This is a genomic window from Pelagicoccus enzymogenes (genome assembly GCF_014803405.1).
GTDB lineage: Bacteria > Verrucomicrobiota > Verrucomicrobiia > Opitutales > Opitutaceae > Pelagicoccus > Pelagicoccus enzymogenes.
Genome location: NZ_JACYFG010000007.1, coordinates 125,884 through 137,758, shown reverse-complemented (window position 1 = coordinate 137,758; position 11,875 = coordinate 125,884). Strand labels below are relative to the sequence as shown.

The following is an 11,875-nucleotide window of genomic DNA, read 5'->3' as shown; positions in this document are numbered from 1 at the left end:
ATCAAGCTGCCTCCAGCGCTAACGCTGCCCCTTGACCGCCTCCGATGCAGAGCGTGGCCAAGCCCTTTTCCTTGTTCCGTCTCCGCATCTCCTTCAGGAGCGTGAGCACCAGTCGCGTACCCGTTGCCCCCACGGGATGCCCCAGAGCGATGGATCCCCCATTCACATTCAAGCGCTCCCGATCGATTTCACCCAAGGCCTCGGAACGTCCCAAATTTTCCTGGGCAAAGGCTCTCGACGAAAACGCTCGTTCGTTGGCGATCACTTGAGCCGCAAAGGCCTCGTTCAATTCCACCAAATCGAAATCCCTCAGACGCATTCCCGATTTCTTGAACAGCTTCGCGGACGCGTAGGCGGGCCCCAGTCCCATCCGCTCACCTTCCAAGCCCGCGTAGCAATACTCCCGCAGGTAGCCGAGCGGCCGCAACCCCATCTCCTTGGCCCTGCGCTCGCTGGTGACCAGCACCGCCACCGCTCCATCCGAGATCGGACATGCATTGCCAACCGTCACCGTGCCGGTGTTTCGGTCGAAGTAGGGACGCAACTTCGCCAAGGCCTCGATCGACTGGTCCTTGCGCGGCCCTTCATCGCTGTAATGTATTTTTCGATACTGCGGCAACACAGGCAAAGGCACCGTCTCCTGCTCGAAAAGCCCCTCGTCCATCGCCTTGCAAGCCTTGCGATGGCTATCTAGGGCGAACGCGTCCTGTTCCTCCCGCGTAATGTGAAACTCCCTGGCTAGAAGTTCCGCCGTCATGCCCATGTTCATTCCGCACACCGGATCCGTCAGGCCTTGCTGCACTCCAACGATAGGAGCTAAAAACCGAGGACGGAAGGCGAGCAAGGCTTTCAGCTTCTGCATCATTCCTCGAGCCCGGAAAAGTTGGCTGAAAAGGTTCACCATCTCTCGGCGATAAATGAAAGGAATGTTGCTCATCGACTCCGTTCCCCCGCAGATCGCAAGGTCGATTTCACCTGCTTGAATCTTGTTCGCCGCCGTGGTGATCGATTCCATTCCCGAAGCGCAGTTCCGTTGCACCGTATAAGATGGCATCTCCTTGGGCAGCCCCGCCTTCAACGCGATCACGCGAGCGACATTCGCAGCGTCAACCGGTTGAGCCACATTGCCAAAGATGAGCTCGTCGATCTCCTCGCCCCGCAGCTCCACGCGAGCCAGCAGTTCCTTTACCACGACCGCTCCGAGGTCATCCGCCCCAAATCCACTCAAGATGCCTCCCGCCTTGCCGAAGGGAGCCCTGACACCGTCGATAATCGCAATTCTTTCTTTCATGACCTATTGTATTAAGTATCCACCTACGGCCGGGCCTATCTTCTCAGACGGCTAAGCCCCCATAATATTTTCGTGGCCGGAATAGAGAGCGTTGATCTCAGCCTGATACCGACCCTCGATCACGTGCCGACGTATCTTCATGGTCGGCGTAAGCTCCTCCCGCTCAATGCTAGGAACGCCCAGCACACAGCGATAGTCTCTCACCCTTTCCCAAGGATTCAGATGGGAGTTAACCTTGGAAATTCGAGCGTCCAAACGATTCGCGATACCCAGCGCCGACAGGGCGCTCCGCTCCAAGACTTCGCCTTCCACGAATGCTTCTGAAGATTCGCCCAAGCTATTCGGATCGATGAAGAGCAACGCGCTCACAAAAGGCTTTCCTTCTGCAATCACCATCGCCGTATCCACTATCCTCGATTCGCAGAGCGCCAATTCGATTGGCACGGGCGAAACGTACTTCCCGTTGGACGTTTTCAACAGCTCTTTTACTCGCCCATCGATCACCAAGAAACCCTCTCGATCCAGATGCCCGAGGTCGCCCGTATGCAACCAACCTTTTTCGTCGATGACATCGCGTGTCGCTTGCTGGGCATGATGATAACCGAGCATGATGTTCTCGCCTCGAGCCAAAATTTCCCCGTTGGAAGCGACCCTGACGTCTACTCCGGGAAAAGGCTGACCCACGGTACCGATCTTGTTGTGCCCCGGATAATTGGTGGCCAAGACTGGAGCCGCTTCGGTCAATCCGTAACCTTGGTATACGGGCAAACCGATATTCAGGTAGAAGCGGTGCAGTTTAGGGGCCAATGCGGCGCCTCCCGCGATGATTCTGCGGAATCGGTCACCCAGCCCCAAACGAAACTTGGAATACACCAGCTTGTCCGCGAGCCGATCTCGCCAGTCGTAGCGACGCGACGGGTCCAGCCGAAAGGCTCGCCGTATCGCCCAACGGGCGATCTGCCGCTTCAAGAACGGCTTCGCCTCCGCCCCTTCCCTCAACTTTCCGTAAAGCTTCTCCAACAGGCGCGGCACCATGGTCATGGTCGTCGGCTGAACTTCCTTCAAGCACGTACCCACGTTTTGGATATCGTCCACGAAACAGACGGGCACCCCCGTACAGAGGTAGAAGTAAACCACCATCCGTTCGAAAACATGAGCCAAAGGCAAGCAGCTCAGAGCCACGTCTTCGGTCGGATCCATGGGAAATCGCTGTCCCGAGGCCCGGATTTGCGAAAGCAAATTGGTGTGCGAAAGTTCGACTCCTTTGGGCGAACCCGAGCTACCACTGGTATAGATAATCGTCGCGATCGCGTTTGGATCCAGATCCTCTAGCATGCATTCTAGGACCTGCGGATCCGTATCCGCTTTCGCCTTACCAATATCTATCACGTCCTGATAACCTAAGTGGCGTTCACCCCGTTCGGAGTCAACATTCGCAGAAATAACTAAATCGAAATTTTCCAGGTGGGGAGCAACTCGAGCGTAGGCCTCCGGCCCATCCACGTAGATTGCCCGCATTTCGCTATCCTCGATCTCGTAAAGCAAATTGTCTTCCGCGACATTCACGAAAATCGGCACCGTCGCGCAGCCCGCCGCCATCGAAGCAAGGTCAGCCACCAGCCATCTCGGGGAAGACGCAGCGACGATCCCTATCGTATCTCCTTTTCTGATACCGAGCTGCAAAAGGCCAGCGGCAAAGTTTTGCACTTCGTCGAGGAACTCGTTCGAGCTCACGCTTTCCCAGCGTCCGTCGCGTCGCTCGCTGGCGACGCGACTGGCGTCGTTAGATCTCAGTGTAAGTTCGACCGAGTGAGGTAATGTATCGGTCGTGTTTCGCATGGCTAATTACCCGCGCTGTTCTGGATGAGACAGGGTTACTTGCCTCTTGTTTCAAGCTATCCATTTCGGGCGTTTTGTCCATCGATATCGGCTGAAATAAGGGGTATTATCCATACGATTTCCATGCTTTCCTTCGGTTTAAACATTAGGGTACAAAACGGTCACAAGCTAACCCTAGTCAGAGCCGATGTATCGACATATCCGATACCCGACGTCCCTTCTATTATAGAGCGCACAAGACCCGAACCTGCCCCGAACCACCGCCCTATTCGATACTGCCTAAGGGTCAGGCTGGAGGTACTACCTAAGACATCCCAAAGGGACAAAAAACCTCGAAAAAAAGCGCCTAGCCCCATCGCAAACGCAGCATCCAAGCGCCGCGCGCCATAGCCAACGCAGGGAGGACCTCGACCCGCTCCTACTCGTCCTCGCTTCGAGCCTGCAAGTCTACAATCTCGCCATCTTCGTCGACCATTACGCTGAACTGGATCGGCCGACAGCAAACCTGGCAATCCTCCACGAACTCTTGAGAAGTAAGCGTGCAATTGATAACCACTCCTACCGCCTCACCACAGTAAGGACAGGCAACCGTCCGATCTTGCTCCAAGTTCATACTGGACGTCACCTTACTCAAAAAACGGAATAACTCCAGCGCGAAGCGCCAACAAGTCCTCCAATACTTGAGCTTACAGCATACGGCGAAAGGTTAAGTTGACCCGCGGTTGCTTCACTTTCGTCGCTTTCGGAATTTGATGCTGCCAACAGGCTTGGGTCGTGCCGCGCATCACCAAGAGGCTTCCATGCTCCAGCATGACGGAGACCTTTTCCTTGCGCTGCTTGTGACGAAAGTCGAAACGTCGCTCCGCCCCGAAACTGAGGGAGGCGATATTTGAGTTCTCGCCCAATCCCTTTTCATCGTCGTGGTGCCAAGCCATTCCTTGGGAGCCATCGGCATACAAGTTCAACAAGCAGGAGTTGTAGGACGCTCCCGCCTGATCCTCCACCCTCGCCTTCAGATCCAAAAGCTCGGGCGTCCAAGGGAGCGCCGTGCGGGTTCGCCCGGAATAAGTGTACTCGAAGCACTGGTCTCCATACCAAGCCACCTTGCGAGCCGTCACGATGTGACGCCCGTAAATAAACGCTTCGTCGTGTTTCCAAGGAATCGCATCCAGCAAGTGGTTCAACCATTGGTCCGCCTCGGTCGCATCCATCATCCTGCCGAAATAGATCGATTCTCCATCCCGCGGCAAAACGTTGTAAGGATCCCGCTTCGCGTCTCCCCCTAGCCCTAAACTAAATTGCTCGTCCATGTCCGAGTTCTTTTCCATTAACCACTCTAGCAAAATCGGCCTCTCCAAACCACCCGATACTTGCTACAAAAAGCCCACCGTTCCGTCACCAATTACCAACTACATTAGGCCCTCTCCCGCAACCACACCGATACGCGTTCACGCTTTCCAAACGTCCAAAAGGCTTTTCAGCATACTGTGGGCGAAGGAGCTGATTCGCTCCGCGCTCTCGCCAGCTCTCGACTTCACCCTCACCGCAAGGGCGATGCCAAAAAGGTTCGCCGCCACCTCGTCGATCGGAATCTCAGCCTTGAGCTCCCCTCGCTCTCGGGCCTGCTGCAATCGTTCCGCGATCCACCTCTCAGCGTGCTCCACATAGCGCTTCAAGGTCTCGGCAATCTCCGGCTTGTCAGGCGCGACTTCCAGCAGGGAATTGACCACAAAACAACCCCGCCAGCCGCCCTCGCTGGTAGCGTCTTCGAGCACTTCCTCAAACAGCTTCTCGATCTGCCCCAAAGGCGACTCCACTTGCTCCGCAGCCAAGTACATCGGCGCGCACATCTCAGAGTAACGATGGATACACTCCACAAAAACGCCATCCTTGCTACCGTAACTGGAATAGAGGCTGCCCGCCAAAACTCCAGTCTCCTTCACCAAGTCCTTGATCGAGACGCCGCGATAGCCCTTCTCCCAAAAGAGAGCAGTTGCGGTGTCTAGCAGTTGAGCTCGGTCGTGCTTGATCGGACGGGCCATAAACAAGGCAAGAAAGCGAAATTGTACGATTGTTCAATAATTTCCGCCAGCCCCGCAGTCGCGGTTTTTGATCAGTCGTTCAACAAAAGCATCCAAACCTAAGCAAAACCCAAAGCAAAACTGACTAACAATGACATCGAAAATCGAGAACCAAACCGCATTCGTAACTGGCAGCAACCGTGGGATCGGACGCGCCATCGCAGAGGCCTTGCTGCAGCGCGGCAGCTCCAAGGTCTACGCCGCCGCCCGCGATACCGACAGCCTTTCCGACCTCGTCGCCCGCTATCCGGATCGTGTGGTTCCCGTCCCGCTGGACGTGACGGATCAGGAGCAAGTCAAAGCCGCCGCGGCCACAGCCCAGGACGCCAGCATCGTCATCAACAACGCCGGAGCGCTGGGAAGTGGCTCCTTGCTCGAGGGTAACCTTGCTGAGTTTCGTCGCGAGTTCGAAGTCAACTACTGGGGGCCGCTTTACGTCGCCCGAGCGTTTGCCAATTCCCTAGCCCGAAACGGCGGCGGAACTTTCGTAACCATTTCGAGCGTCGCCGGACTCGCCAACTTTCCAGTCATTCCTAGCTACAGCGACTCCAAGGCTGCCGCCCATTCCCTCATCGCCGGAACGCGATTCGAACTCGGTCGCAATGGAACTAAGGTAATCGGCGTGTATCCAGGACCTGTAGACACAGACATGACCAAGGGAATGGAAATGGAAAAGGTCTCCCCTGCATCCGTAGCTGAACATATCCTCGACGGTATCGAAAACGGCATCGAAGACATCTTCCCCGACCCTTTCGCGCTTACCTATGCTGCTCCCTACGAGGCAGGCCATAAGATGCTGGAGCGCCGCACTGTCGAAATGCTCTCCCAACCTGCATAAGCATTCCGCAAAACCGAACGGAGCGGCAACTTGCTTTGGACGTGTTGCCCGCTTCCCAGCGTAGGGCTGCCGCTCGCGGCACGCCGCGTTGCAGGAAAAGCAATCCGAAGCACGGCACACTGCAGAGCAAGAAGCAAGCGCAGCCCCCGCCATTGGCGATAATCACTGCTTATTCGGATGAAAAAACGAAAAGCCCTGGTCGCCACAACGACCAGGGCTTACTACCATACGACTGTACTAAGAACTGTCTTAAAATTAACTGATCGTATCGACGTTATTTCCGAGGTTTAGGTAGTCGATAAACTCCTGTGGATCCGTGCCGTTGAGGAACTCTTCCAGATTTGTGTAGCCGTCTCCGTCCGTATCGAGCGCTCCGTCCGCAGCATCTTTGGCATCGAGTCCGTTGGCTTTCTCCCACCGATCCGGCATCCCATCGCCATCCCTGTCGGCAGGAACTTCCTTCCTTGAGTACGTGAATTCTGGATACCCTCCCACTTCATCGGGATTGCGGAGAATTCCGTCCCGTACCATAACTTCGTTATTGCGAACCATGTTAACCACTCGCGTATCCACTGCGTCACGACGCGGAAGCGTGGCGCCGACCTTGGCCAAAACGGATTCGTACGCCTCGGCGGCGGTTTCCTGACGCACCGGCCAGCCTACAAAGGGCGTATTCACCCTAGCTAGCCGCTCCAGCTCAGCATCCACTTGCATGCCCTTCCAATTATCTGCGGTAACGCGATCGCTTCCTTCCACGATGTTACCTGCCACATACCACTTCCCGGGGCGCTTTTCCGCTTGAGGATACCAATCTCCATCGGCCCATGCGCTTCCCGGAGAGTACATGTTGCGAACGCCCGGGCTGACGCGAGCGATGGTTTCCCGCATGTTCTGATTCGTAGCGGGTCCCGCTTTGTAATAGTTGTTGATGGCGTTGATTTCGGAGGTCTCGTCACCTCCGTCCATGGTGCGGTGCGACCAGTTGTAGATGACGTTGTTGCGATAGTCGAAACGCCCCGACATGCCAATCGAGGGATTACGCCCCGTATTACAAGCAAAGAGGTTGTGGTGGAAAGTAGAGTCCTCGCCGCCCCAAGTTCCCCCAAACTCGTGCCCCGGGCCCAAACCTTCGCTCGAAACTACCCACTGGATCGTTAGGTTCTTCACTGGATACTTCACTCGCGAACCGTCGGGCATCAGCTTCATGTGGCGATACAAGGAAATGCCTTCGTCGCGCCCCCAGCTGACCGAGCAGTGGTCCACGATGATGTCGCTATCGGGATTGCCCCCGATGTTGTCCGAGCCTTGGCCGCCCTCCGGGTCGCCGCGACGCACCCGCAGGTGACGCAAGATCACGTTGCGAGTGTTAATGTTCAAAGAGTGGTTCTTGATGCAGATGCCGTCGCCCGGAGCTGACTGGCCAGCAATCGTGATGTCGGGGTTGTCGATATCCAGGTTCGATTCGAGCTCGATGATTCCCGCAACGCGGAAGACCACCGTGCGCGGACCTTCCGCTTCGATAGCCGCTCGCAAGCTGCCAGGTCCGCTGTCATTGAGATTCGTAACCGCGATGGCGCGCCCTCCACGCCCACCGGTGGTAAACATGCCTCCCCCCCATGCCCCCGGAAAGGCAGGAACGATCTTCTCCATTCGTACCGGATGCGGAGGGATCTGCCCCGGCTCCGGCGTAACGGAAGCGGCGCCGCCCCAAGCGGCTAAAGTGAGCGCCATGGCGGCTCCCGCCGCCGCGCGAGCTTGCTTTGAGATTGTCCCAACTGGGCCTTGGAGTAACGAGGGGTGTTTTTGTTTCATTTGAAATAATACTATTTCCAATTCGTATTTCACCAAAACGAGGAAAGTCAACACTTCCCTCGAAAATCGTAAGAGCTCCCCTCCCATCTCTCTGACTCTAGAACAGAAAAGGACTTTCTCCCACTTTCTTGGCGCGCGTTTTTTTCTCAGAATTTCATTGTTATTTCATACCTTAACAGCTTCATTGGTCCTCAACAACCCCGTGATCCCCGTAAGCGCGTTAGGCCAACGATCGGCGCGATGCCGACCTTCGAGCAAATGCCTCTCCGCGCCGCTGCGAGAACCGGGCTCAACCGTACTGGAAAGACAATACCTGCCACTACCCGCTCATGAACCCATCTCCCACTTCTGCTTTCGAAAGCAATCGACTGATTGCCTTAGCTTCCCTCGCATGCCTCGCCCTGCTACAGGGCTGCGCGCCCAGCCAAGAAGGCGCCGACGACTCCGAAAAGGCCTTCATCGGCTGGGACGACCTGCCGCAAATCCTGGAGCAGATCCAGGCTCCCACATTCCCGGATAGGGATTTCGAGATTACGGAGTACGGAGCAGTGGCCGACAACGCGACCGATATTAAGCCCGCCATCGACCAAGCCATCGCGGCTGCCAACGAAGCCGGCGGAGGTCGCGTGCTGATACCAGCAGGCGATTGGTTCATCGCGGGCCCCATCCACCTCAAGAGCAACGTCAACCTGCATGCCGCAGAAGGCGCCACCATCAACTTCAGCACCGAACCCAAAGACTACGAGCCGCTGGTCTACACCCGTTTCGAAGGCACCGAGGTCATGAACTACTCCCCACTCATCTATGCCTACGAACAGGAAAACATAGCCATCACCGGCAAGGGCACCTTCCACGGCCGCGCTTCCCGCGACAACTGGTGGAGCTGGTCCAAGGACGCCCGCGAGCACATAAACAAAGCCCGCCAAATGGCTGAGGACGGAATCCCAACAACCGAACGCGTATTCGGAAACAATACCGGCCTGCGCCCCGTATTCGTTCAGCCATACAAGTGCAAAAACATCCTCATCGAAGGCGTTACCTTCCGAGACTCCCCCATGTGGTTCGTCAATCCCGTGCTCTGCGAGAACATCACCGTACGTGAAATGACCGTGATCGGCCTCGGCCCCAACAACGACGGCTGCAACCCCGAATCCAGCAAGAACGTGCTCATCGAGGGCTGCTACTTCGACACAGGCGACGACTGCATCGCCATCAAGGCTGGACGCGACGCCGACGGCCGCAACATCGGCGTGCCCACCGAAAACATAATCATCCGCAACTGCAAGATGCTGGAAGGGCACGGCGGCGTAGTGGTCGGCAGCGAGATGTCCGGAGGCGTGCGCAACGTCTTCGCGGAGGACTGCGTCATGGACAGCCCGCACCTCGAGCGCGCCTTGCGCATTAAGAGCAACACCTTCCGCGGAGGATTCGTGGAAAACATCCACTTCCGCAACGTCACCGTAAGCGAAGTCGCCGACGCCGCCTTTCGCATCAATCTATACTACTGGGGACAAAACGGCGACCACTACCCAACCGTACGCAACGTCAGCATGGAAAACGTTGTAGTTGAAAAAGCCCCACGGGCCTTCTACTTCCACGGCCGCGAGGAGCTGCCCATCCAGGACGTCCTCGTGAAGAACTGCCAATTCAACAACATTTCCCAGCCGAGCGTCATCACCGGTATCGAAAACCTGAAATTCGAAAACGTCCGCATTAACGGGCAACCGAAGAACCAGTAGCTTCATCCCATTTCCGCCTCCCGAATCGCTTTCGGGAGGCGTTCGTTATTTTAAATCTACCCTCTCGCCGCCACCCACATACCAAGACGCTCCTACGAAATGAAACTACCCCTCATTTTCACCCTCTCCATCCATCTCGCAACAAGCGTTCTCGCCAGCGCTCCCGCGCCCATCGACCGCCAGGCCGTGGTCTCCCGCCACAACCCCAGCCTCACCGCCATCGACTACGGCGCCCCCCTCACCGTAGGCAACGGCGCCTTTGCCTTCACCGTCGACATCACCGGCCTGCAAAGCTTCGGCGAGGCCTACCACCAAAACGCCATTCCCCTCGAAACCCTCGCCCGCTGGTGCTGGGTCACCGAGGAAAACGCCGAAGGCTACACCCTGGCCGACGCCAGCGTCGAATTCGTCCAGCCCAACGGCAAAACCATCCTTCTCCCCTCCCGCGGCACCAGCACCGAGGCCGGACTTTGGCTGCGCCGCAACCCTCGCCTTCACCCGCTCGGCCAGCTCTCCCTCGTCTGGGACGACGCTCCCAACGGACAGCTCGCCGAGTCTGACATCCAGTCCCCACAGCAAACCCTCGACCTCTGGCAAGGCGTCATCACCAGCAGTTTCACGCTTGCTGGCCAAGCCGTCACCGTCACCACGACCTGTGATGCCGCGACGGATACGATTGCCGTAAAAATAGATTCCCCGCTCGTCGCCCAAGGCAAGCTCCACGCCCGTCTCGACTTCCCCAAAGGGCACGACCTCGCAGTCAAAAACACCCCGGGGCTCGACTGGACCAGCCCAGATTCGCACCGTTCAACCCTCGTAGACCAGCATACCATCGCTCGCGAAGTCGAAAGCACCCACTACTTCGCCACCTGCTCCAACGCGCTCCAACAAGTGGACACGCACTCCTTCCTCATCGGAAAAGGCGTCGAAGCCCAGCTCCAAACTCCAAACTCCACCCAATTCACCCTCCGCTACGCCTCTTTCGCTGACGCAGCCCCTAGCTACCAAACCGCACTCCAGCGCGGCCGCGATCGCTGGGAAACCTTCTGGTCCACCGGAGCCGCCGTCGACTTCGCCGGCAGCACCAACCCTCTAGCTGATAAGCTGGAGAAACGTATGATCCTCTCCCGCTACCTCACCGCCGCCCAAAGCGTCGCTCCCGTCCCGCCCCAAGAAAGCGGCCTCACCTGCAACACTTGGTACGGCAAGCACCACACCGAAATGACCTGGTGGAACATCGGCCACTTCATCCCGTGGGGAAAAAGTGAATACGCGGAAACCAACCTCCAGTGGTTCCTCGACAATCTCCCCAACGCCCGCCTGCTCGCCGAAAGCCGCGGCCTGCGTGGCGCTCGCTGGTCAAAGATGACCGGACCGGACATGCGCGAAAGCCCCGGCGGCAATCCTATGATCTTCTGGAACCAGCCCCATCCCATCCACCTCAGCCACATGCTCTGGAAGCAATCCGGCAGCGAGGAAACCCTGCGCCGCTACGCCGAGCTCGTACTCGATACCGCCGACTGCCTCGCCACCATGCTCCACTTCGACGAGGAACGCGGCGAATACCTGCTCGGACCTCCCCTCTGGATCGCCCAAGAAATCCACGACCAAGCTACCAGCCAAAACCCTTCCTTCGAGCTCGCCTACTGGCGACTCGCCCTGCAAATCGCCCAAGAGTGGCGCGAAGCCCTTTCCCTGCCCCGTCATCCCGAGTGGGACCACGCTATCGCCCACATGCCCGAGCTGCCCCAAGCCCACGGCATGTACGTCGCCCTCGAGTCGCATCCAGATACTTGGGACAACATCGACAGCCGCCACGACCACCCGCAAATGCTCATGCCGCTGGGTTTTCTCCCGGACACCGACTACGTCAACCGCGACATCATGCACGCCACCCTCGACGGCGTCATCGCCCACTGGGACTGGGAAGCCAAGATCTGGGGCTGGGACTACCCCATGATCGCCATGACCGCCACCCGCCTCGGCCGCCCGCAGGAAGCCCTAGAAATCCTTCTTCGCGACGGCCCCAACAACGTCTACAACGCCAACGGCCATTGCCCGCAAGGCAGCGACCGCGTTCGCCGCTCCGCCAACCAGTCGCGCCCGGAAATCGCCGTCTACCTGCCTGCCAACGGATCCTTCCTTTCCACCCTCGCCCTCATGGTCGCCGGCTGGGAAGGTTGCCAAGTCGAGCACCCCGGCTTCCCTAAGGACGGCACCTGGACCATCAGAGCCGAAGGCCTCAGCCCTCTTCTTTAAGTCAGCCGAACCTACC

General features: G+C 57.6%; 9 protein-coding genes. 3 read left to right on the top strand and 6 right to left on the bottom strand.

The window, feature by feature from the left end; all coding sequences use genetic code 11:
- Position 1: 1 nt before the first annotated feature.
- The 5 genes from IEN85_RS06550 to IEN85_RS06530 all read right to left on the bottom strand — a co-directional run bounded on the left by IEN85_RS06550 (position 2) and on the right by IEN85_RS06530 (position 5,172).
- Complete coding sequence (locus IEN85_RS06550) at positions 2-1,291, bottom strand: thiolase family protein (RefSeq protein ID WP_191616284.1); 1,290 nt, start codon at positions 1,289-1,291, stop codon at positions 2-4.
- Between the two features lie 51 nt (positions 1,292-1,342).
- A complete protein-coding gene (locus IEN85_RS06545) occupies positions 1,343-3,130 on the bottom strand; it encodes an AMP-dependent synthetase/ligase (protein ID WP_191616283.1) in 1,788 nt (595 codons plus the stop codon).
- Positions 3,131-3,548: 418 nt separating this feature from the next.
- Positions 3,549-3,743 carry a CPXCG motif-containing cysteine-rich protein gene (locus IEN85_RS06540; RefSeq protein ID WP_191616282.1) on the bottom strand — a complete coding sequence of 65 codons (195 nt, stop codon included), beginning with the start codon at positions 3,741-3,743 and terminating at the stop codon, positions 3,549-3,551.
- 73 nt (positions 3,744-3,816) lie between these two features.
- Positions 3,817-4,440, bottom strand: coding sequence for an alpha-ketoglutarate-dependent dioxygenase AlkB (locus IEN85_RS06535; RefSeq protein ID WP_191616603.1), 624 nt, complete (start codon positions 4,438-4,440; stop codon positions 3,817-3,819).
- Positions 4,441-4,578: 138 nt separating this feature from the next.
- Positions 4,579-5,172: a TetR/AcrR family transcriptional regulator gene (locus IEN85_RS06530; protein WP_191616281.1), complete on the bottom strand. Its 594-nt coding sequence runs from the start codon at positions 5,170-5,172 to the stop codon at positions 4,579-4,581.
- Between the two features lie 130 nt (positions 5,173-5,302).
- Between IEN85_RS06530 and IEN85_RS06525 the strand changes: the two genes are divergently transcribed.
- On the top strand, positions 5,303-6,049 hold the full coding sequence (locus IEN85_RS06525; protein ID WP_191616280.1) for an SDR family oxidoreductase: 747 nt from the start codon (positions 5,303-5,305) through the stop codon (positions 6,047-6,049).
- 255 nt (positions 6,050-6,304) lie between these two features.
- On the opposite strand, the gene IEN85_RS06520 is transcribed toward IEN85_RS06525, so the two are convergent.
- Positions 6,305-7,861 carry a polysaccharide lyase gene (locus IEN85_RS06520; RefSeq protein WP_191616279.1) on the bottom strand — a complete coding sequence of 519 codons (1,557 nt, stop codon included), beginning with the start codon at positions 7,859-7,861 and terminating at the stop codon, positions 6,305-6,307.
- Between the two features lie 329 nt (positions 7,862-8,190).
- On the opposite strand from IEN85_RS06520, the gene IEN85_RS06515 reads away from it, so the two are divergent.
- Both IEN85_RS06515 and IEN85_RS06510 read left to right on the top strand, forming a co-directional pair.
- Positions 8,191-9,600: a glycoside hydrolase family 28 protein gene (locus IEN85_RS06515; protein ID WP_191616278.1), complete on the top strand. Its 1,410-nt coding sequence runs from the start codon at positions 8,191-8,193 to the stop codon at positions 9,598-9,600.
- 99 nt (positions 9,601-9,699) lie between these two features.
- Positions 9,700-11,859, top strand: coding sequence for a hypothetical protein (locus IEN85_RS06510; RefSeq protein WP_191616277.1), 2,160 nt, complete (start codon positions 9,700-9,702; stop codon positions 11,857-11,859).
- Positions 11,860-11,875 lie beyond the last annotated feature (16 nt).

Coding starts and splice junctions, on each gene's coding strand:
- IEN85_RS06550 (WP_191616284.1), bottom strand. CDS start 1,291: ATGAAAGAAAGAATTGCGATTATCGACGGTGTCAGGGCTCCCTTCGGC.
- IEN85_RS06545 (WP_191616283.1), bottom strand. CDS start 3,130: ATGCGAAACACGACCGATACATTACCTCACTCGGTCGAACTTACACTG.
- IEN85_RS06540 (WP_191616282.1), bottom strand. CDS start 3,743: ATGAACTTGGAGCAAGATCGGACGGTTGCCTGTCCTTACTGTGGTGAG.
- IEN85_RS06535 (WP_191616603.1), bottom strand. CDS start 4,440: ATGGACGAGCAATTTAGTTTAGGGCTAGGGGGAGACGCGAAGCGGGAT.
- IEN85_RS06530 (WP_191616281.1), bottom strand. CDS start 5,172: ATGGCCCGTCCGATCAAGCACGACCGAGCTCAACTGCTAGACACCGCA.
- IEN85_RS06525 (WP_191616280.1), top strand. CDS start 5,303: ATGACATCGAAAATCGAGAACCAAACCGCATTCGTAACTGGCAGCAAC.
- IEN85_RS06520 (WP_191616279.1), bottom strand. CDS start 7,861: ATGAAACAAAAACACCCCTCGTTACTCCAAGGCCCAGTTGGGACAATC.
- IEN85_RS06515 (WP_191616278.1), top strand. CDS start 8,191: ATGAACCCATCTCCCACTTCTGCTTTCGAAAGCAATCGACTGATTGCC.
- IEN85_RS06510 (WP_191616277.1), top strand. CDS start 9,700: ATGAAACTACCCCTCATTTTCACCCTCTCCATCCATCTCGCAACAAGC.